The following is a 21,406-nucleotide window of genomic DNA, read 5'->3' as shown; positions in this document are numbered from 1 at the left end:
AGCTAGAGCGTGAACCAGCATATGACCCACCGGGAACACCAGGACGACGATCAGGAAACCGATCTACGCACCGCCCCCGACAAGAAGAGGGAGGCTGAGTCAGAGACGGCTTTACCTCCTGCCCGCCCTCGGCCATGGCGATGGTATGGCGCGATCCTGGCGACGCTGATCGTTCTCGGAGGTGGCGGCTGGTGGCTGTATCAGCAGCTCACCCATGTCGTTGTGACGGATGCCCGTGTCGCCGCCGACATTGTTGCCATGAGCAGCCGGGTTCCCGGTTGGGTGACGGTACTTGAAGTGACCGATGGCGATGCCGCGCAGAGAGGCAGGGTTTTGATCCGGATCGACGACCGGGAAAGCCGTCTCCGTGTCGAGGCGCTTGACGCGCAACTCGCCGGGATTGCCCGCCGCCGCGAGGAGATCGAAGCGCGCATCGCACTCACCGACCGTCAGACACAGAGCCGCATTACCGCCAAACAGGCAGCGGTGAGGGCGGCAGAGGCCAGGTTGGCAGCAGCGGCAGCGCAACTCGATCTTGCCAGACAGGAGAATGACCGGGCGGAGAAGCTGGCGCCGAGCGGTGCCATCAACCGTGCGCGCCTGGACCAGACGCGGGCGGCGCTGGAGACGGCAAAGCAGCAGACATTGAGCGCCCAGGCGGACCTGGAAAATGCCCGCGCCGCCCTGGCCGAGGCTGAAGCCGCGCGCGGGGAACTCACGGTGCTGCGCACCCAGCTCGCCGAACTCGGCCCGGAGGAGCAGCGGCTACGTGCACAAAAAGCCCAGGCCGAACTCGACCTGGAAGATCGCACCATCGTCATGCCATTCGACGGCGTGGTGGACCGGGTATTTGTGGACAAGGGCGAATATGTCACCCCCGGCCAACGCCTGCTGATGGTGCATGATCCCGAGCGGGTGCGTGTCGAAGCGAACGTCAAGGAGACCGACATCCGCTTCTTCCGGCCGGGAAAGAGCGTGATGATCACTGTCGATGCCCTGCCGGGGCGGCGCTTTGAGGGCAGGGTCACGCGCGTCGGGCAGTCCGCCACCAGCGAGTTCGCCCTGCTGCCCAACCCCAACCCGAGCGGCAATTTCACCAAGATCACCCAGCGCCTGCCAGTGCGCATCGCGGTGCAGCAGGACGGCGGCGAACTCAAGCCGGGTATGATGGTGGAGCTGGAGGCGAGAGCCGATGACTAGCGCGCCCCGGCCGGACAGTATCGAGGGGCTATTCGCCCGTTTCGGCCCGTCCTATCGCTGGCTGGTCACAGCGACGGTCATGATGGGCACGATCGCCACTATCCTGACCGCCACCATCGTCAATGTAGCCCTGCCGGATATCATGGGCGCTTTCGGCATGGGCCAGGACAAGGCGCAACTTCTCTCCACCGGCTTCCTCGCCGCGATGACCGGGACCATGCTGCTCAATGCCTGGATGGTCGATACCCTCGGCCAGCGCGCGACCTTTATGTTGGCGATAACCATCTTTATCGCCGCCTCCATCATGGGTGGGCTCGCCCCCGCCGAGGGCGTGCTGATCCTGGCCCGTGTTTTACAAGGCGGCGCGGCCGGCATCCTCCAGCCGCTCGCCATGCAGACGATCTTCCAGGTCTTTCCGCCGGAGAAACGCGGGTCGGCCATGGGAATTTACGGCATCGGCGTGGTGCTGGCCCCGGCGCTTGGCCCGACGCTTGGCGGCATCATGGTCGACAGCTTCAGCTGGCGCTATGTCTTCTTCATGGCCGTGCCCTTCTGCTTCATCGGCCTGTTTATGGCCGCGATCTTGATGCCGGGGCGCGCAACCTCCGGTCCGCCGCGCAAATTCGACTGGATCGGCTTTGGACTGATGACGGTGTTTCTCGTGACCCTGCTCAACGGGTTGTCGAACGGGCAGCGTGACGGCTGGATCTCCGACCCCATCCTGCGCGACTTCGCCATCGCCCTGGTCGCGGGCATCGGCTTCATCGTCTGGGAGCTGCGCACGTCCGCACCCATGCTCAATCTCAAGCTCTTCACGAACCGGGTCTATGCGGGCGCCTCCGTCGTGGCCTTCATTTTCGGAGCAGGCATCTTCGGTTCGACCTTCCTGATCCCGCTGTTCGTCCAGACGATCCAGGGCTACACGCCGACCCGCTCGGGCCTGCTGCTAATGCCGGCGGGGCTGATTCTGGCCCTGGTCTTCCCCATCGCGGGGCGGCTGACTGACAGGACACCCGCCTATGCCACGGTCATGTTTGGGCTTGTGATTTTCGCGTTGTCATCGTTTCTTATGAGCAACGTGGATACCAATACCTCGTTCTGGCTGTTCGCCTGGTGGATCATGCTGGGGCGTATCGGCCTTGGTTTCATCATGCCGAGCCTGAACGCCGGCGCCCTCAAGGCGCTCCCCATGACGCTACTCAGTCAGGGCTCCGGCGCCATCAACTTCGTGCGCCAACTCGGCGGGGCGTTTGGTGTCAACCTGCTCTCCATCGCTCTGGAGCGGCGATCTCAGCTCTACGTAGACAGCTTCACGGCGGCACAGCATGCAGGCAACAGTGCAACGACCGCTATGCTGCACGAAGTAACCGGCTTGTTTGCACAGGCTGGCGTGCCGGAGGCGATACGCCAGGCCGGGGCGATGAACTATCTTGGCCGCGTGATCTACAGCCAGGGCAACATGCTGGGGTACCGGGACAGCTTCTTTATCGTCGGCGCGATCTTCCTGGCCGCCCTTGTTCCGGCGCTGATGATGCGCCGGAGGTCCACGCCTCCGGCGCTGCCGGCCAGCGAGGCCATGCGTCACCCGCCATCGTCGCAGAACGCGATTCAGCAGAGTCGGTGACGCACGTGTCAAGGGGCCACCTCACGAAACGGAAAATAGCGTACGTTAAGCCTCTCGCGGCGTGCGGAGCGGGCCACACCGGGCAATGACAGCCGGGAAGCGCTAGAGGGGTATGACCAGTGGCAGGAGGAAAGGGCCACTTGAAATATATAGATGCCTAATGTTTATACTATAAAGTTGTTTCACCCGATTCTGACCAACCAACCATGAGATACGCCCATGAAAATCGTTAAAGTTCAGGACATCATTGGTACCGAGCGTGAAGTCAGCGACAAGCAGTGGACCAGCCGCCGCCTGCTGCTCAAGAAGGACGGAATGGGATTTTCCTTCCACGAAACCATCATCAAGGCAGGCTCCGAGCACACTTTCTGGTACAAGCACCACCTGGAAGCCGTTTACTGCGTTGCCGGTAACGGGCGCATCAAGGACCTCGCCACGGGTGAAGTTCACGAGATTACCGACGGTACCCTCTACGCCCTGGACAACCACGACAAGCACACCCTGTACGGTGGCACCGAGGACATGCGCCTGATCTGCGCCTTCAACCCGCCGGTGACCGGCCAGGAAGTCCATGACGAGGACGGCGCCTACCTGTCGGACAGCAGCGATAACTGATCCGACTGACTGCCGATCTGATCGCTGGGACACTGCCAGAGCGACTGCTGGCGGTAGCGCTGTTGCTTTGACTGGTACGTCCATGCCGGCGAATCCAGATCATGCCTGGACACCTTTATTGATGACACCGTCCATAGCGATCTGCCAGATAAAATCACCAATGGCGTCGAGTGAATGGACTCCGTTCCGGTCGAACCAGGTTGCAACCCAGTTGAGCGCCCCAAGGCCGATCAGGCGAAGCAAACGGCCGTCAACATTCTGCCGGACCACGCCCTGCGCAATCATTGTTTCGAGGATACCGGCCCACAGGGACTCGTACTGGTCACGCAGTTCGATGATTTCCTTACTAGCCTCCGGGCCCAGCGCCCGCCATTCAAACAACAGCACGTAAACCGCATCCGAACCTAACAACAGGGCTCGCAGATGTGCGTTGATACAAAGACGCAAACGCTCAACCGGGTCGTCCGAGCTGGCGTAAGCCGACTCGACCTCTGCGGTAACCAGGTCGACTCCCCGGCGCATCAGCTCGACAAGCAGCGCTTCGGCAATCTACTTGAGCGACGTCCTTTCAAAACCTTTCTCACGAAAAAGCCTGGCTGAGTTAAAGACGATCTGTGGCGTCAAGAGGGCCAATGTTCCGAAAAAACAGTTTAAGTAAGCTTTTTTGCTGAACAGCATCTGACCGCCTCAACAAGCGCTGTATAGATGTACTGACAACAATAACGAGAAAACGGAGCATATTAATGCCTAAGACTCCCCTTTTTACTAAGGGCCCTACCTCTTGCCTTGCAATCGCAATTCTGTCCGCTGGGGGTTCTTTTCCCACTCAGGCCAGCATGGGCAACATCGGCACCACCTACGGGGTAATGGCAGCCGACGTGGCTACAGCGCAATCCCTGTCTATGTTCAACGATCAGGTGTCTGCCACTTACTATAACCCGGCTTATCTGACAAAAGATCCCCGGGGAGAGCTGACCCTAGGCCTGCTTCATGCAGAACAGGAACTGAGAGCGGATGGCCCCCTGCGGGATGGCGACGTACTCGCCGACTCACCGAGTCAGCATGTGCTCATCGGCATGAAAACAAATCTTTCTTCCTTGACCCGTTTTAAGCACCCCATTTACTTTGGCTTCATCGCGGGAGTAGAGAAGTATGGCAAGGAACTGCTGGCCTTCAGTTCAAACACATCAGAAAGCGGCCAGTTCATGGAGTATGGCAGGGAACCCCTGTTCCTCAATATCGGTGGTGCCACCAACATCTGGCGAGGTATTGACGCCGGAATCTCGGCAAGAGTCACCCTCGAAGCCACAGCCAAGCTGGATACGTTATCGAACCTGGCCGGTGAGACACGACGTGAGCGCCTGTCAGTCAATGCCGAACCCTCTGTAAAGTCGATTCTCAGTACCTCCATCGACTGGGGCAAAACTTTCTGCCCTGAAAGCGGCTGTTGGTTGAGCGGCTGGGAAACGGCCCTTGCTTACCGGGCAGAATCATCGGCTTCCACCAGTATCGACGCAAACGTCATTGTCGACCAGACGATTCCCGATCCGGGGCTTGCGCTTGCGGTTACCACGATAGACTCCTTTCAGCCGGAAATCTGGGTCGTCGGCACCCAGTATAAAGGTGACGGCTGGCGTATTGGCGGCAGTGTAGAACAACAGAACTGGTCAGGCCTGGAAGATAAATTTACCAGCGACACCATCAAGGATCAGAACAGCCTTTCCCCCGCTGCCCGTATGCAGTTTGAGGACACCCTGACTCCCCGCCTCGGTGGCGAGTACATGCTGAACGACAATTTTACCTTCCGTGCCGGCGTCGCCTATGAAGAATCCCCTCTGAAAACCACCCGAAACCCGGAAATCAACTACCTGGACACAGACAAGATTTCTGTCGGGCTTGGCTTAAGTGCCACCTACAACCGGACCCGTCTTCTGGCCTACCCCGTTCGCGTGGACCTCGGTTACCAGTACCAGATGCTGCAAGAGCGTGACTTCACCATTGTCGACTTCAATGGCAATGAAGAAGACGTTACTGCAGACGGCGATATTCACGTGTTCAGCGGCTCAATTACGCTGAGATTTTGAAGAGGTACGGCATGAAAAAAACCACTATTGCATTGATTGTCACCACAGCACTCGCAGGCTGCGGGGATAGCGGCGACCAGCAGACCGTTACCCGGGCTCCGACACCCGGATCGCTGACATTTACCTATCCGGCTGACAGTACGCCCCCGGGCGGCGATCAGCCCGGTGTCACGTCCACCGTTCCCACAACAACACCTGTCTTCCTGCGTTTCAACAAGTCCATCGACACACCGCTGACCGACATTCCTGACTCTCTGATCCTGAGGGATGCCACCGGGAACGAGGTTACCCTCACAGACGTGATGTTCACTGATGAAGACAAGATGGGGCTTGCGGCAAAGCCGGACAAGGCGCTTGCACCGGGAACCAGCTACACCCTGACCGCAGAGGGACTTCAGGTTGGCGGCGCACCAGTGTCCCTGACCGCGGACGGAATCAAATTCAAGACAGCACCGGCAACATCCGGCCCGCTTCTGAGCCAGACCGAAGGTACCGGATTTGAACTGGCGCGGACCATTCCGGACGGAGGGAGCGACTACCCCGTCACGGATTTCACGACATTCCGGCTTCAGTTTACCGAGCCCGTCGACCCGCAATCGGTGGTTTACGGCCAGACCATCCGCCTGACGGACCAGGCCGGCGAACCGGTCAATGCCGAAGTGTACGTCAAGGGCCACCGGGTCACGGTGGATCCGGAAGGCTACCTGGATCCGGCCCAGACCTATAACCTGACCGTGACCAGCGGCATAAAAAGCGCTCTGCTGGGTGACACCCTGTCCGAAGATCACACACTGACCTTCAACCCGGTCGACTCCCGCTCTCCGACGGGCAAGCGCCAGATCATGGCTCAGGTAGCTGAAAGCATACCGGGCCAATTGCCACTGACCGGTGCCGATTACAACTCGGTAAACCTGAGCTCCCTTCTTCTGGGCCCGAACAACCCGACCAGTGTCACCGGCACCGTGTTCGCGGAGCTGGGTTTTATTCCCAGGTTTGAAGCGGCCGGCCAGAGCATTCCCCTGAGGATCGACCGGGGCACCTTGCTCACCGGAAGCTCCGTGGTCGTCAAGGTCGCCGGCGCCGTGCCGGCCGGGTTCGAATCCGAAGCCGTCGAGGTTCGCTTTCTCTCGGATGCCAATGGTTTCCTGATGCCCAACCCCTATACCGATGCAGTGGATGCACCCCGGGTGCTCGAGCTCTACATCGATATGGCCCTGAATACCGGGAACACGGTTGCCAACGGCGCCCTTGGCCAACAGCTCATGCACGTGCAGCTCGTGGGCACCGCCATCGTCGAGGACGGCAAGCTGAGCATCGAAGCCGTTGGCGTTATTGAGCCGGACGTGATGGGCATTGACACAGCCTCAGGCCTGATTTCCTTCAAGCTGAACGGCTTCCGCAACGTCGAAGATGCCCCGCTACAGGCCGACTTTGCGGACACCGCAGCGCCCTTCATCAAGAGCTGGGTCCCCGGGGAACACTCCAACATACAGAGGCCTTCTGACCCTTTGATTGTCTATTTCTCGGAACCTCTCCTTCCGTCATCCATCAATCCGGACAATATCACCCTCATCGCCAATGACGGCACCACATCGGCAGAGGTTGCCTTTAAATCCCGGCTTGACGGTCCGGCTCTCGTTATCCGGCCAACCGAGCCGTTAACGCATGGCATCGATTATACCCTTACGATGGACGGCCTTGTTGACCTGTCGGGTAATCCGATGGCCAGCACAAGCCGTAATTTCAGGCTCGACCCAACGGCGGAGGTTCCGCCAGCTGACGTTGGTCCGATTGCCCTTACAACCCTTCCTGGTTACCCATGCGCCAAGACGGACCTGGATGCCCAGCCCGGAAAACAGGGGCGGTGTCTTGGTGGCATCACGAGCCAGACCCCTGCTTCCGCGAATTTTGGACAGCGCCCGCTGGATGATTTGCTGCCCATAACCGAGCATCCGGCCAGCGAGCCTATTATCGTGCGCTTCTCACAGGATATCGATCCGGACTCCATTGTGGCCGGCGAAACTGTTGTTGTGGAAAAGCAGGACGAGAACGGCAGCTGGCAGTCAGTTGAAGGTTATAGTCTTAGCCTCCTCAATGGTCGTGAACTGAGAGCCGTACCACTCGACAAGTGGGAGCAAGGAACAAACTACCGTTACGTGCTGACCGATGGTATTACCAATCAACAGGGTATCCCCCTGTACAGCAGGCTCCTGAGCCAGTACGCCGACCCGGGAAGGAGCCTCGGGGACCTTTCGTCAGGCGGACAACCGCTTGAAAACCGGTTTGTTGCCAGAGATATAACCAAAACCTCCGTGCTTCTGCCGCTGAAAAATCTCCCGAGCAGGGATGTGAATGCTAATCTGAAGCTGGACCCGGAAGAGCCTGATGCCATCAGCGGAATTCCTGAAAATTCCATGAAGCTTGCCATCACGGAGATCAGTAGCGGGGTGCTTGAGGATAACGGGCAGATAGGCTGTGAAGTAGGCACCGAAGCTTGCGATGAGTTCAAAAAATTCATTTTTCTGACAGCAAACCTTGATGTTGAGATAGTGGGTGAACCAACCGTTGCCGAAGATGGCAGCACGCGAGTGCCTGTGAAGTTGCATCCGTCGGTACTCCTTACCACGCCTAGCGACATCTGGGTCAATCTGAGCAGTCAGTTGCTCGCAGTACTTGCGACCAGTGATTTACAGACCTCTCAAGAGTTTGACACCGGACCCCTCGCCTTGCGTATGCGTTACCAGGGCGAAAACCGCGACGGCCTGATTGATGGTGTGATTCTACAAAAAGACGGTCAGCTGACCTTCGAGACCGAGCTGGATGTTTACCTTGATGCACCGTATCTGAACGTTAGGCTGAGCGGACTGGCGAACACCCGCCTTGAGGATAATCTGCGCAGCTATCCAATTAATGGATTGAAGCTCTCTGGACCGATAACCTTCCTTGATGATGGCAGGATCGTCATAGAACAACGAAATGTTGAGCCGATTGTGCTGTCAACGAGGCTTTTGGGGCGAGCAACTGTGGGCTTGCTTGAAGAGGAGTCTGCAATTTGTAGTATCGGAACAGGTCTTCTTTGCCGCCTATTGGGCGGGGTTGTTAATGGAGTAGTAAACTCAGTGATCGACGTAGATACTGAGCTCACAATACAAGTTGCACCGAATGAACTTCAGCTCAGGTATGTGTCTCCCTACACGCAAAAGTGATGAAACCTGACACAGGGCCAGTCTCCGGACTGGCCCTTTTTCCGTCGAAACCGAAAACAGATCACCCCGGGAAGATGCCCCCTGCCAATAGTCCGGTTCTGCAACCAGCAGAGCACCGGTTACTTTTCACTCACTATAAAAGCCCGCGCAGTCGCGCTTCAGTGACCGCCTGAACCCGGTTGGTTACTCCAAGTTCGCTGAAAATCTTTTTCAGGTGCCACTTGACAGCATCCTCGGTCACAAGAAGCCGCTCAGCGATCGCTTTGTTGGTCATTCCGTTGCTTATGCACTTCAGTATGGAAATCTGCCTGACCGTGATAACGGGGTCGGTATGTCCCGGTACCGGTGCAGCGCTGAGGTCGTCTGCCCGGACCTCGGGGTCCTTTGTAGTGGCTGCTTCAGCGGTGTCCGGCAGGTCATCAAAAAGATTCCGGGCAAGGGGACTCAGGGAAAGCAGCGCTTCTTTTATCCACAGCGGTGTAAAGTGGCAATTCAGATGCTCCGCATGCAGGTTGGCATCAAGAATCAGGCGCTTTGCCGGTTTTGAGGAACCGAGGGCAAAGGCTGCCAGGGCCTGGCAATACTGGGCGGCGACCCTGGTTCTGGCATCTGAGATGGCACTGGCAGCCTGAAGCGCCTCTCTGGCATAGTTCCCGGCCACACCAAACTGCTTCCCAAGCCTTAGCCTGTACATTGAGCGCACTAAAGCAATGTGCGCCTGAATGGCCCGGTTTTGATTCGGCGTAAATATCAGCTCGGATTCATCGGGAAGTATCGGTGGCTCCAATTCCTCGTTGTTCAGGAGAGTGAACTCAGCCAGCTGAACTTTCGTCAGGATATTGAGGCGCGGGAGCTCGCGCTCGCTGGCGGCCAGGCGGGCTTGCTCCAACAGGGCCATGGCTCTGTCCCGGAATCCCTGGTGGTACAGCAAACGGCTGCAGGTCTGTGTACATCCCCACAGAATGTCGGTAACGCCATAATTCAAGGCGAAATCAAAGGATGCCTGTGCAGATTCCGGGGAAACCAGGTGATGATCCTGTTCGAGCAGGATTTGTACCTCAAGAACACCAAGCATCTTGCTTAAAAAGCTTTTTGGTACGCCAATCTTTTCTGCGGTTTTATCCGCCTGACGCAACAGGTGCATTGCCCGGACGATGTCGCCTTTGAACAATTCTGTCTGAATTTCCGCCGCTTTAAGCCAGATAAACGCGTAGAATTGATTGGATGACTGATTGGCCACAGCCGCCTTGTGCAATAATTCTTCTAACTCTTCAAAGCGGCGGTCGCTGGAGGCAATGAATGCCTGGCATGTAAGGGCCGCGCCTTTACCCACCAGGTTGCGATCGCCAAAGGCGTCAATCCACTTTTCACAGAGCGCCTGACTCTCCGGCAATTCATCGTGTGTGGCTTTACCTATTGCCTTGACCAGTTCCCGCCACCCCTCCTCATCAAGGCTGCCCAGCCCCCTGGAAATCGGATGGCGGGAACTCGCCAGCATTTCCTCTGCCTGCCGCGCTTGCTGGCTGAAATACAGAGTCCAGGCATAGCCTATGCTTAAGGAAGCGATTTTTTTTATCGTGCGAGCCGGCACCTTTTCAAACCACGTGCGAAGCACTTCAATTTCACCTTGCCGGAGCGCCACATCCAGAATAATGCTGTCACTGACCACGCGCGCCCAGCGATGGTCACTGGCTTCCAGGGCGACGTTGATTGAATGGAGGTACTCTCCCCTGCGCCAATGCCAGAAGGCAACGCGTTTCAGCACATACGAACGGCGCTCCCGTTGAGTGGCGCTAAACACACTGCGCAAATACTCTCTCAGCACAGGGTGCATGGTCAGGTGCTTGCCGGAGGCGGCGGTGGGGGCTAAAAGTGCAAATTTTTCGTTAAGAAACGAAATTTCCTGATCAGCCTGTTGCGTTTTATAGACATAGTCATAGCATTCAGCGCTGATCTCCTCGAGCATCGCTGCGTTGCAAACAAACCTTCGCGCATGTCTGGGTAGCACGGACAAGAGATTGTCTCTGAAATACGAGCGGGTTTCCGGCCAGGATGCGGGCGGGAGGTCCGGGTTCGGAGTTTGGCACATAAGCCTGACGAGTGCGGGCCATCCGCCGGTGGCTTGTATCATGTTGCCTGCTTCGAGGCCATCTATACCCGTTACCTCACCAAGCTTCTCTGGCTCCTTTAGGTCCCCTTCTGTAAAGGCAAGCTCATCAGCACCATAGGTTACAACACCCGTCATCAGCGACAAACGTGGCAACGCCCCGGCGCTGCCAGGCGCAATAAAAAATTTTACATTGCCCGGTGTTTCACAGATCAGATCCTCAATCAGATCCCCGTTATCTGCCCCTTCACCGGGCCCGTCAAGGCAAATTCTTATGGTCTTTTTTGCATTGGACAAGGCATCCCGAAGCGCTTCGATGGTGTCGGTGTCGCTTTTCAGCGTTCCCCGGGATTCAGGTCCTTCAAGCTGATATAAAACCAACGCCGCAAACAGGCTGTCAGTGACATCCCGTGCGTCCGGGTACGATCGTCTATTGATATAGACGGCACTCTCGTGTTCCGGATCGCGGATGTTCGCTGCCAGGGCTACCTGTACAGATTTTCCGTAGCCCGGCGGAGCCCGGTACAGAACGACTTTTGCTCCAGGCACCGCGGAAGCACTCAGGCGCTGGCGGTCTGTACAGCCTTGAGTGATGAAACGCTGACGACCCCACATCCGGGCGGACATCTTTCTGCACCAATCTTCCAGGCTATGGCGTGTCATGACAGTCAAGTCTCCTGCTTTGCCGCCCCGGAACGCGAGCGCGCCAGGGCATGACGCATATCGACAGATCTCTGACCCAAACCTACCCGTTCGGGTAGTTGTTTGACCCCAGGTTATAGCCAATCCTGTAACTGTATACAACCGGCCCGCTCATCTGAGTGGCCCGGTCAGAACAAGATGTAAAAAGATGATGAATCCGATAACAATAAGGTGATCCTGATGTCAATGTCAGAAAATGTAGTAACAGAGTCTCTTCAGAGGGACCCTGGTGCCGAAAACTATGTGGACAGAAAGCGCCACCTGTGGGTCCTTTCCGTGCTGTGGCCAGCGACACCCCTTATCAGCCTTTATCTGGTCGCCCAGACCGGATGGAGCATCTGGTACGGGCTGGTGTTAATCTTCTGGTATGGTGCCGTTCCCTTGATTGATGCCATGTTCGGAGAAGATTTTTCCAACCCCCCCGAGTCGGCTGTGCCCCGGCTTGAGCAGGACCGTTACTATCGGGTGCTGACCTACCTGACCGTGCCCGTTCACTACGCATCTCTGATTGTCAGTTGCTGGTGGGTGGCCACGCATCCAATGAATGTTTTCGAGTTCGTCGCACTGGCCTTTTCCATGGGCATCATCAATGGCCTGGCTCTGAACACAGGCCACGAACTCGGCCATAAAAAAGAGACGTTTGACCGCTGGATGGCCAAACTGGTTCTCGCCGTGGTCGGGTACGGCCATTTCTTCATTGAGCACAATAAGGGGCATCATCGTGATGTGGCAACACCGATGGACCCGGCGACATCCCGCATGGGCGAGTCCATTTACGCATTTTCATTGCGTGAAATTCCCGGTGCTTTCAAGCGGGCATGGACGCTGGAAGAGCAGCGCCTGAGCCGTTGCGGCAAAAGTGTCTGGAGCCTGGAGAACGAAGTGCTTCAGCCGATGATTCTGACGGTCGTGCTGTATGCCGCATTGCTGGCGTTTTTTGGTCCGTTAATGCTGATCTTCCTGCCCATCCAGATGGCCTTTGGCTGGTGGCAGCTGACCAGCGCCAACTACATTGAGCATTACGGATTGCTGCGCGAGAAGATGTCGGATGGACGTTATGAGCGTCAACAACCGCACCACTCATGGAACTCAAACCATATTATGTCGAACCTGATTCTGTTTCATTTGCAACGACATTCCGACCATCACGCCCATCCTACAAGGTCCTATCAATCGCTTCGCGACTTCAAAGACCTGCCTTCCTTACCATCGGGATATCCCGGAATGTTCCTGGTCGCAATGTTTCCCTCATGGTTTCGGTCGATAATGGACCACCGGGTGCTGGATTGGGCTAAAGGAGATCTCGATAAGATTCAGATTCAACCCGGCAAGCGTGAATTCTATGTGCGTAAATTTGGTGGGACTGATTCTGAATCAGTCGATACCGCAGCGTCTAAATGATCGGCTAATTAGAACTTATATACGTCGTTTACTTTATTTACGTTGCAGAAAAAGAGCCTCTGACGTGCACCTGAAAGAGGGTGCGCGTCGGGCGCTACCAAAACAAAGACAATAATATCGTTTGAAAGGTGCTTTAAATGGCTAAACATCAATGCCCGGATTGTGGTTATGTATACGACGAAGTGGTTGGTGATCCGCACGAAGGCTTTCCTGCAGGAACGACCTGGGAAAAAATTCCTGAAGACTGGTCCTGTCCAGACTGTGCCGTCAGGGATAAGGTTGACTTCGTTGCGCTTCAAGAAGCGAACTCGGAACTTTCGGTGTCCGCAACCAATATAGCGGTCCGTACTGCCAGCCAAGCTAAGACCGAGGGAGCATCGCAGAAAGCAACGGACGCATCTACTCCTTCAGCTAAAAATAAAACAAAGCCCAAAGCGAAACCGAAGCCTACCTCTTCAAAATCGCCCAAAGACTCGACTCAAAAAGATACCTATCGGAAGTGGGTCTGCATCACTTGCGGCCATATCTACGATGAAGCTCTCGGAGATGAAGCCGAAGGCTTCCCTGCCGGCACTCGTTTTGAAGATATTCCAGACGATTGGTGCTGTCCGGACTGTGGTGCCACAAAAGAGGACTATGTCCTCTATGAAGACTAATAATCCGATTTAAAATAACAACAGTCTCGTTCGGAAAGAGGTGATTTTATAATGCAGATTGCTAGTCTGGCGGAGGTTGGGCTGCCCAATGTGTCAACCAGCGATACGATTGATTCAACGTTCGCGGCCCTAAAGCGGGCACAACTTGCGCGTCGCGGAAGTTTTACCTTAGAGGCTCGAATAGCGCAGCTCGACCAGCTGCGGGATTCAATTAAACGCTACGAATCAAACATCATTGCGGCTTGCGCGGCGGACTTTCGAAAACCCGCTCCAGAAGTCAAATTAACTGAACTCCTGCCGGTGCTTCAGGAAATTCGACACACTAAAAAACACTTGCGTAAATGGATGCGTCCGAAGCGAGTGGCTGCATCCATTGGTGTTTGGGGTACGAGGTCTTATGTTCGGCCAGAGCCAAAGGGTGTGTGTTTAATTATCGCGCCATGGAATTATCCTCTCAATCTTGCGCTCGGACCTCTCGTCTCAGCGTTGGCTGCGGGGAACGGAGCTATCATCAAACCCTCGGAAATGACACCCCACACCTCAAAGGTGATTGCCAACATTGTCGCCGAAACCTTCCCCCCCGATCTTGTTTCGGTGATTGAAGGCGATGCCGCTGTAGCCCAGAAACTGTTGGCCCTGCCCTTCGACCACATATTCTTCACTGGCAGCCCTGCGGTCGGCAAGCTGGTCATGGAGGCTGCGGCCAGGAACCTTTCCTCGGTGACACTGGAACTGGGGGGAAAATCCCCGACCATTGTAGGCCCGGATGCCAACATCAAGAAGGCTGCCCGATACATTGTCTGGGGGAAGTTTGCCAATAATGGCCAGACCTGCATCGCTCCGGACCATGTTTTTGTACACAGAAGCATTGCAGCCCCATTCAATGAAGCACTTAAACAGCAAATCGGGCGCATCTACGGGAAAACGCCGGAAGCCCGGCAATCGACGCCTGACTATTGCCGGATTGTAAATGCCCGTCATTTCCAGCGCGTGTCAAGCCTGATAGAAGATGCCAAAAGCAAAGGCGCAAACGTCTTTGAAGGCGGTATTACAGATGCTGAAGAAAATTTCATTGCGCCGACGTTGATTGCAAATATGTCCAGCGACATGGATATCTCACGTGAGGAGTTATTCGGCCCGATATTACCGGTTATTGAGTTCGATGATATTGATTCAGTTATCAACAAAATCAACGATAACCCCAAGCCACTGGCGCTTTACGTATTCGACCAGAACAAGTCTTTTGCCAGAAATATTATCGAACGAACGAGTTCCGGCGCTGCAGGGATTAACCTTACAGTCGTGCACTTCCTGCATCCGGACCTGCCTTTTGGCGGAGTGAATAATTCTGGAATAGGGGCATCCCACGGTGAATACGGTTTCCGCGCTTTTTCCCATGAAAAGGCGCTGATGGAGGATAAGCATTCTCTCATCCACCTGCTTTTTCCTCCCTATACACGCTGGGTCCGGCGGCTCATAGATGCTGCTGTTCGTATTCTGGGCTGAGCATAATCCAATAACAAGAGAGTCACTATGTACGATTACATTATTGTTGGCGCCGGGTCGGCTGGCTGTGTATTGGCTAACCGACTGACTGCCGATCCCTCGAAGCGAGTAGCGTTACTTGAAGCAGGGCCAAAGGATAAGAGCCCGCTCATACATATGCCTGTGGGTATTGCACTTCTTGCCAATAGCAAGCAGGTGAACTGGGCCTTCGAAACCGAGCCTCAGGAACATCTCAAGGGGCGCCGTCTGTTCTGGCCCCGGGGTAAAACTCTTGGCGGCTCCTCCTCCATCAACGCCATGGTCTACATCCGGGGCCACAAAGCCGATTATGAACACTGGGGTCAGGCTGCCGGAACCGACCTTTGGGGATGGGACCGCGCATTAACATTGTTTCGCCGACTGGAAGATAACGAACGTTTCGGACCGGATGCTTACCACGGCAAGGGCGGTGAACTCAGCGTAAGCGATCTGAGATCGGTCAATCCGTTAAGTCGGGATTTTGTTCGCGCCGCTTCCCATGTGGATGTCCCGGTGAACACGGATTTCAATGGCGAAACGCAAGAGGGACTGGGCCCCTACCAGGTGACACAAAAAAATGGTCGGCGCTGGAGTTCGGCGCAGGCGTTTCTGCGTGGCGCAGAGAAACGGCCTAACCTCGATGTGCTAACGGACGCTCGGGTAACCCGGGTGGTAATGGATGGCCAGCGGGCGGTTGGGGTGACACTGAACCAAGGGGGCGAATATCGCCAGCTCAGACTCAATAATGGCGGTGAAGTCATTTTGTCCGGCGGGGCGGTTAATTCACCACAGCTACTTTTGCTTTCCGGAATCGGTGATCGCGAAGAGCTTCGGAAACACGGAATCCCTCTGGTCCATCACCTTCCTGAGGTGGGCAAGAATCTGGTCGATCATTTGGATATTACGCTGATGCACGCGGCGAACTCACGTTTGCCTATTGGTGTTGCCCCCAGCTTCCTGCTTCGGGGAGTGAGCGCACTTTTTTCCTATATTTTTGCGCGACGCGGGTTTCTCACCAGTAATGTAGCCGAGGCAGGAGGCTTTGTTAAATCCAGCCCTTCGTGTGAACGACCGAATGTGCAATTCCATTTTTTGCCAACTTTTTTGAAGGATCATGGGCGAAAAGTGATGACCGGGTATGGCTACACCTTACACATTTGCGATCTGCTGCCCAAAAGCCGGGGTTTTATTGGACTGAAAAGCCCTGATCCATTAGCCGATCCGTTGATTCAGCCCAATTATCTGAGTGACCCCGAAGACATCAAGACAATGATTTCCGCCGTTAAATTCGGGCGACGAGTACTCGCGGCACCGACAATGGCTTTGCATAGTAAGCGAGAAGTCATGCCCGGAAACTCTGTGTCCTCGGACGATCAGATTGCGGACTTCATCCGGGAAAATGCAGAGACTATCTACCACCCCGTTGGCACCTGCCGTATGGGCGTGGATCCGGAGTCAGTCGTTGATCCAGAGTTGAAAGTCAGAGGCATTGAAGGGCTTAGAGTCGTCGATGCTTCGATAATGCCCAGTTTGGTTGCCGGTAACACCAACGCACCCACCATGATGATTGCCGAAAATGCAGCCGACATCCTCCTGGGAAATGTCACGGTTCAGGCTCGGGTTATGACGCCCACGCCCACCGCGGACACTACTGACGCCAACTATTCCGTCCCACGAGCAGTAGAAATGGAGAGGAGATAAACGTGCTTGGCAAAATGATGAACGTAGAACTCACCGTGAATTCTTTGATCGACCATGCTGCTCGCTACCATGGAGACGCTGAGATTGTGTCGATAGGAACGGATGGAAATCCCAGTCGATCTGACTGGGCAACTGTTTCGAGGCGGTCGCGACAACTTGCGTCGGCGCTTCGAACGGCAGGCTATGTCCAGGGGGATCGGTGCGCGACCATTTGTTGGAATAACGTGGGGCACCTGGAATGTTATCTTGGCATCTCTGGTGGCGGGATGGTGTGTCACACCATTAACCCGCGACTGTTTCCAGAACAACTCGTTTACGTTATCAACAATGCTCAAGACAAAGCCATATTCTTTGACAAAACGTTCCTTTCGATTGTTTCAAATATCCGTGACCGACTGGAGACGGTTGAGGAATTTGTATTGATGTCCGAACCGGACGAAGAAATTGCAGCGCAATTTCCAGGATTGTTGTTTTATGAAGAGTTTCTCCAGCGAGGAACGCCTAACGCGAATTGGCCTGAAATCGCCGAAAACCAGGCTTCAAGCCTCTGCTATACATCGGGCACCACTGGAAATCCCAAAGGGGTGCTCTATTCACACCGCTCCACCGTTCTGCACGCGCTGGTAGCTGCTCAACCTGACGCACTGAATTTATCGGCACGGGACGTGGTGATGCCGGTTGTTCCTATGTTTCACGTAAATGCGTGGGGGGTACCCTACATTACGGCGATGGTTGGAGCCAAACTGGTGTTGCCTGGTCCCGGCCTGGATGGACAAAGTTTGGTCAAGCTTATCGATTCAGAAAGCGTAACGATTGCGCTGGGTGTGCCCACGATTTGGCAGGGACTTCTTTCGGCTTTGGACGAGCTTGGCTCCTCGGCAAAGACGCTCAAACGGACGGTGATAGGTGGTAGCGCTTGCCCTCCCTCAATGATGTCAGAGTTTCGTGGTAAGTACGGCGTAGAAGTTGTCCATGCATGGGGAATGACAGAAACATCACCGATCGGAACCGTCAATGCACTGCTGTCGAAACACAATACTCTTTCGGAGGAAGGAAGAAACAAAATCCGTGAAAGCCAGGGACGGCCTCCCTACGGGGTGCAGCTCAAAATTGTGGGTGAAGACGGCCATCAACTGCCCGAAGATGGCATTGCTCAGGGAAATCTCCGCATCCGTGGTCATTGGGTGGTAGCCGATTACTTCGGTGTTGAACCAAATCAGACTCTTGAGGAAGACGGTTGGTTCGAGACAGGTGATGTTGCTTCGATCAATGATGATGGATTTATGACAATACGTGACCGCTCAAAAGATATTATTAAATCTGGTGGTGAATGGATATCTACAGTCGAATTGGAGGGAATCGCAATGGGCCATTCTGCCATCAATGAAGCTGCCGTAGTGGCGGCCTCCCATGATAAATGGGACGAACGACCGATCCTGTTGGCAGTAAAAATACCCGACGCAAATATTACTGAGGAGGAACTTCTTGCTCATTATCAAGGGAAAGTCGCCAAGTGGCAGATCCCGGATCGCGCGATCTTTGTGGAAGGATTGCCACGCAATGCCACTGGGAAAGTATTAAAAAACAAGCTGCGTTCTGAGTATGGGGAAGTATTAGTCAATAAACCGGCAAGCTAGCTTCAATGAGTGGCATTTGTGTTACGAAAAATTGCAGTTTTACCTAAAGCCAATTTGTTTTAATACCAAAAAGGATAATAAAAAATGAAACCTAAAATAATTAGTAAAGTCTCGTTAGTGGCGTTCCTTTTACTTTCACTTGCTGCGAGCCTGGCCAACGCTCAATCTGAGCCGGTTTACAGTAGAGGCGACTGGGTGGTTGGGCTGAATGCCACTAGAGTTCTAACCGATGAAGATTTGCGATCAGCCTCTGCGGGGAGTGCCCCCGTTCCAAATTCCAACCTGTCTATTAACAACGATACGACCGTATCATTCGACGTGTCGTATTTTCTGAGTAATCAGCTGGCATTTAACATTTTTGGCGGCATTCCCGCTAGTGCGGACCTCCAGGGCGAAGAGTCTCTCTCCGGTCTTTTTCTTGGTCAAACAGATTATGGTCCGGTAATTCTTTCGCTTCAGTATCATGTTTTGACGGGTAGCAACTTCTCTCCGTACTTTGGAGCGGGTGTAGGACGGATTCTCTTTTTAGATGAGAAGGATCGCGCACTAACCGACTTCGACGTCGAAGATACATGGGCCCCTGCGGTTCAGGCTGGTTTTCGCTGGAGGATACACAATAACTGGTCGGCAAATTTTGACGTTAGATATGCACCCTTCGAGGCGGATATCACCGGTAACCTGGGCCCGGCCCCTGTTCAGGCAAAAGTGGAAGTGGACCCCACTATCGTGAGCATCGGTGTTGCATATCGCTTTTAAATGCCAAGTATACCAACCGTCTGCATTTGCTGGTCGCTTTCAGCAACCTGCTGATTGATAAAAAACCTGCAGCGTAAGACCAATGCGCCCCTTTTCCGCCAAGATTGCGGAAAAGGGGCAAAAACCAGCGGTTATTCAGATCTTCCTTAGGTATATAGCCCCAGCCTTATGCATCATTTAAAGGTCTCGTATCGTTTAGTCGAGTAGTATATAGCCATCAGGACCGGCACGTCCTTACTATAGAAAACCTTTTCAGTAGTCCCGCAAGTTTCATTTAATCGAGCAAGTGTCTTAACATTAATACCGCTCGTAACTATCGGTTCTTGATGTCCACCATCAATAAGCCGGAATCTTACTGTGTTTGATTTACACACCGCTTGAAGCTTGCAGTCTGAAAAGCCCTGTCTTGGCTGCCACCACCCATCCGCATGAAAAAGCATATGCTCAGATGAACCAAAACAAGAGGTCGACACCGAATGGGCGATGTTGCTTATGAAGGATTGAGTGATCGGAACCTCTACCCATAATGGCCGATAGAGACTTCGCTTTTTCTTTGTGGGTAAAATCAAGTTCATATTTTCGTCGGTAATTGCAAGGTGAGGTTATTAGTGGGACATATAGAGAATTATTTCACCTACATGGACTCCCCCTGCGGTCAAGCAACGCCATTTGAATCCGAAGCGGTTTGAGACTGCGGCTCTACATTCGGCCTCTTTGTGGGCGTTTTTGCCCGGGCCAGGATGATGATGCGTGTGAGCGGGGACCTTATTCGTTAGTCGGCTTCGCTGAGCCGCAGAAATAAACAGGTTCTCCCACTCTCGGTCTGACCGTTCCGTCATCGCTTGCCGTTGCAAGACTCTTCTGGCAGGCTTGTTCTGCCTGTCGTTGGTGCTCGGTTTTAGCCCTCCACAGGCTGTGTCTTAAACTCGGTTTGATTCATGAGTAGTGCCCATATAATCCGGGCGTTCTTGGCCGCCATCGCAACGGCGGCCCGCTTGTATCCACGTCGTTCCACCAGGTCTTTGGCCCAGTCACTGAGTCGATCATTCTTATCCGGTAATTTTGCAATCACTGCCCGGGTGCCATGGATCAGCAGCGTTCGCAGGTATTTGTCCCCGCGCTTGGTGATTCGGCCAAGTCGCACCTTGCCACCGGTCGAGTATTGTCGGGGCACCAGACCCAACCATGCGGCAAAGTGTCGCCCACTTTTGAACTGTCTGGGGTCAGGCGCACTGGCCAGCAGGGCTGTTGCGGTCTGTGGTCCGATACCCGGTATGGCCATAAGGCGCTTGGCCTGCTCATCGCTCCGGGCCATCGCTTCGACCTCCCGATCGTAAGCCAGGATTTCTTCATCGAGCTGTCGAATGCGTTGGTTGATGTTGTTGATTAAGCGGCGAGCGAGCATGGGTAAGTCGTTTTCGGCATCCTCCAGGATTTCGGGAACCCGGCGCCGTGCGGCGTAACGGCCCTGGGGAATGATCAGTCCGAACTCGGCCAGCAGCCCACGAATCTGATTGATCTGCGCGGTGCGTTCTTTGGTCAGTCCACGGCGAATACGATGCAGGCACAGTACGGCTTGCTGGTCTTCGGTCTTGATTGGAACAAACCGCATATTCGGCCGACCTACTGCCTCACAGATGGCCTCGGCATCGTTGTCGTCGTTCTTGCTGCTCTTGCGATAGGGCGCGACAAACCGGGGTGCAATGATTCGGACATCGTGGCCGAGTTTGGTCATTTCCCGAGCCCAATGGTGGGCACCCGAGCAGGCTTCCATGCCAATCAGGCAGGGTGGGAGCTGAGCGATATAAGGCAACAGCTTGGGCCGGTTCAGTCGTTTGCGAACCACGACCTTGCCGTGTTGATCGGTGCCATGAATACTGAACACAGTTTTCGCCAGATCGATGCCAATGGTTGTAACATTCATGATGACTCCTCCTGCTTTTGATTGAAGATGTCAGACACCTTCAATGTGGCACATCGATGCCGTGGGAGCAGGGGGAGTCCATATCATTCGCTATGGTGCTCTCGGTTTACCAGAGCAACAGTAATGTGTCTGGCTACGGGAAATTCCGCCGGTTGTGGCTCACGCATCCTTTGCGCTCACTGAAAGCTGTCGGTCGTAGGATATGATATCCATAGGCCGTATGAGTTGTGCATTGCTTTCGCAATTTTGGGCAAACTAAGGGCACAGCT

At 54.8% G+C, this 21,406-nt stretch carries 14 protein-coding genes; 11 read left to right on the top strand and 3 right to left on the bottom strand.

All coding sequences use genetic code 11. The features are described from left to right. The first annotated feature begins 9 nt into the window (after positions 1 to 9). From RVM24_RS19755 to RVM24_RS19745, 3 genes are all read left to right on the top strand, one after another. Positions 10 to 1,200 (top strand): HlyD family secretion protein, encoded by a 1,191-nt coding sequence (locus tag RVM24_RS19755; protein ID WP_198324799.1) that lies wholly within the window; start codon positions 10 to 12, stop codon positions 1,198 to 1,200. After that, a complete protein-coding gene (locus tag RVM24_RS19750; RefSeq protein ID WP_011784157.1) occupies positions 1,193 to 2,824 on the top strand; it encodes a DHA2 family efflux MFS transporter permease subunit in 1,632 nt (543 codons plus the stop codon). The genes RVM24_RS19755 and RVM24_RS19750 overlap by 8 nt, the downstream gene beginning before the upstream one ends. Before the next feature lie 219 nt (positions 2,825 to 3,043). Beyond that, positions 3,044 to 3,439: an ectoine synthase gene (locus RVM24_RS19745; RefSeq protein WP_011784156.1), complete on the top strand. Its 396-nt coding sequence runs from the start codon at positions 3,044 to 3,046 to the stop codon at positions 3,437 to 3,439. 99 nt (positions 3,440 to 3,538) lie between these two features. Here the strand turns inward: RVM24_RS19745 and RVM24_RS19740 are convergent, their stop codons facing one another. Next, positions 3,539 to 3,961, bottom strand: coding sequence for a TetR/AcrR family transcriptional regulator C-terminal domain-containing protein (locus RVM24_RS19740; protein ID WP_011784155.1), 423 nt, complete (start codon positions 3,959 to 3,961; stop codon positions 3,539 to 3,541). A gap of 221 nt (positions 3,962 to 4,182) precedes the next feature. Here RVM24_RS19740 and aupA point away from each other — a divergent pair, with 221 nt between their 5' ends. Together aupA and RVM24_RS19730 are read left to right on the top strand one after the other, a co-directional pair. Beyond that, a complete protein-coding gene (gene aupA, locus RVM24_RS19735) occupies positions 4,183 to 5,523 on the top strand; it encodes an alkane uptake protein AupA (protein ID WP_036219378.1) in 1,341 nt (446 codons plus the stop codon). Positions 5,524 to 5,534: 11 nt separating this feature from the next. Beyond that, positions 5,535 to 8,729, top strand: a complete 3,195-nt coding sequence (locus RVM24_RS19730) for an Ig-like domain-containing protein (protein WP_230713476.1) — start codon at positions 5,535 to 5,537, stop codon at positions 8,727 to 8,729. A 133-nt stretch (positions 8,730 to 8,862) separates the two neighbouring features. Here RVM24_RS19730 and RVM24_RS19725 read toward each other — a convergent pair whose 3' ends face one another. Continuing rightward, positions 8,863 to 11,499, bottom strand: a complete 2,637-nt coding sequence (locus RVM24_RS19725) for a helix-turn-helix transcriptional regulator (protein WP_431474631.1) — start codon at positions 11,497 to 11,499, stop codon at positions 8,863 to 8,865. Positions 11,500 to 11,718: 219 nt separating this feature from the next. On the opposite strand from RVM24_RS19725, the gene RVM24_RS19720 reads away from it, so the two are divergent. From RVM24_RS19720 to RVM24_RS19695, 6 genes are all read left to right on the top strand, one after another. Continuing rightward, complete coding sequence (locus RVM24_RS19720; RefSeq protein ID WP_023011587.1) at positions 11,719 to 12,939, top strand: alkane 1-monooxygenase; 1,221 nt, start codon at positions 11,719 to 11,721, stop codon at positions 12,937 to 12,939. 137 nt (positions 12,940 to 13,076) lie between these two features. Next, positions 13,077 to 13,595 carry a rubredoxin gene (locus RVM24_RS19715; RefSeq protein WP_011784149.1) on the top strand — a complete coding sequence of 173 codons (519 nt, stop codon included), beginning with the start codon at positions 13,077 to 13,079 and terminating at the stop codon, positions 13,593 to 13,595. 51 nt (positions 13,596 to 13,646) lie between these two features. Further along, positions 13,647 to 15,101 carry an aldehyde dehydrogenase family protein gene (locus RVM24_RS19710; protein WP_011784148.1) on the top strand — a complete coding sequence of 485 codons (1,455 nt, stop codon included), beginning with the start codon at positions 13,647 to 13,649 and terminating at the stop codon, positions 15,099 to 15,101. Between the two features lie 27 nt (positions 15,102 to 15,128). Next, on the top strand, positions 15,129 to 16,820 hold the full coding sequence (locus tag RVM24_RS19705; protein ID WP_011784147.1) for a GMC family oxidoreductase: 1,692 nt from the start codon (positions 15,129 to 15,131) through the stop codon (positions 16,818 to 16,820). A gap of 2 nt (positions 16,821 to 16,822) precedes the next feature. After that, entirely contained in the window at positions 16,823 to 18,457 is a 1,635-nt protein-coding gene (locus tag RVM24_RS19700) for a long-chain-fatty-acid--CoA ligase (RefSeq protein ID WP_230713471.1), read from the top strand. Positions 18,458 to 18,541: 84 nt separating this feature from the next. After that, positions 18,542 to 19,213 carry an OmpW/AlkL family protein gene (locus RVM24_RS19695; RefSeq protein ID WP_008170303.1) on the top strand — a complete coding sequence of 224 codons (672 nt, stop codon included), beginning with the start codon at positions 18,542 to 18,544 and terminating at the stop codon, positions 19,211 to 19,213. 898 nt (positions 19,214 to 20,111) lie between these two features. Here RVM24_RS19695 and RVM24_RS19690 read toward each other — a convergent pair. Continuing rightward, the gene (locus tag RVM24_RS19690; RefSeq protein ID WP_008170306.1) at positions 20,112 to 21,137 is read right to left on the bottom strand and encodes an IS110 family transposase; all 1,026 of its coding nucleotides are present in this window, start codon (positions 21,135 to 21,137) and stop codon (positions 20,112 to 20,114) included. Between the last annotated feature and the right edge of the window lie 269 nt (positions 21,138 to 21,406).

Origin of the sequence: Marinobacter sp. KM021, assembly GCF_050707965.1 — a bacterium.
In the GTDB taxonomy this organism is placed as follows: domain Bacteria; phylum Pseudomonadota; class Gammaproteobacteria; order Pseudomonadales; family Oleiphilaceae; genus Marinobacter; species Marinobacter shengliensis.
The sequence above is the reverse complement of the archived record's forward strand: the minus strand, read 5'-3'. Positions and strand labels throughout refer to the sequence as shown.

Coding starts and splice junctions, on each gene's coding strand:
- RVM24_RS19730 (WP_230713476.1), top strand. CDS start 5,535: ATGAAAAAAACCACTATTGCATTGATTGTCACCACAGCACTCGCAGGC.
- RVM24_RS19695 (WP_008170303.1), top strand. CDS start 18,542: ATGAAACCTAAAATAATTAGTAAAGTCTCGTTAGTGGCGTTCCTTTTA.
- RVM24_RS19720 (WP_023011587.1), top strand. CDS start 11,719: ATGTCAATGTCAGAAAATGTAGTAACAGAGTCTCTTCAGAGGGACCCT.
- RVM24_RS19745 (WP_011784156.1), top strand. CDS start 3,044: ATGAAAATCGTTAAAGTTCAGGACATCATTGGTACCGAGCGTGAAGTC.
- RVM24_RS19725 (WP_431474631.1), bottom strand. CDS start 11,499: ATGACACGCCATAGCCTGGAAGATTGGTGCAGAAAGATGTCCGCCCGG.
- aupA (WP_036219378.1), top strand. CDS start 4,183: ATGCCTAAGACTCCCCTTTTTACTAAGGGCCCTACCTCTTGCCTTGCA.
- RVM24_RS19740 (WP_011784155.1), bottom strand. CDS start 3,961: ATGCGCCGGGGAGTCGACCTGGTTACCGCAGAGGTCGAGTCGGCTTAC.
- RVM24_RS19705 (WP_011784147.1), top strand. CDS start 15,129: ATGTACGATTACATTATTGTTGGCGCCGGGTCGGCTGGCTGTGTATTG.
- RVM24_RS19690 (WP_008170306.1), bottom strand. CDS start 21,137: ATGAATGTTACAACCATTGGCATCGATCTGGCGAAAACTGTGTTCAGT.
- RVM24_RS19710 (WP_011784148.1), top strand. CDS start 13,647: ATGCAGATTGCTAGTCTGGCGGAGGTTGGGCTGCCCAATGTGTCAACC.
- RVM24_RS19715 (WP_011784149.1), top strand. CDS start 13,077: ATGGCTAAACATCAATGCCCGGATTGTGGTTATGTATACGACGAAGTG.
- RVM24_RS19750 (WP_011784157.1), top strand. CDS start 1,193: ATGACTAGCGCGCCCCGGCCGGACAGTATCGAGGGGCTATTCGCCCGT.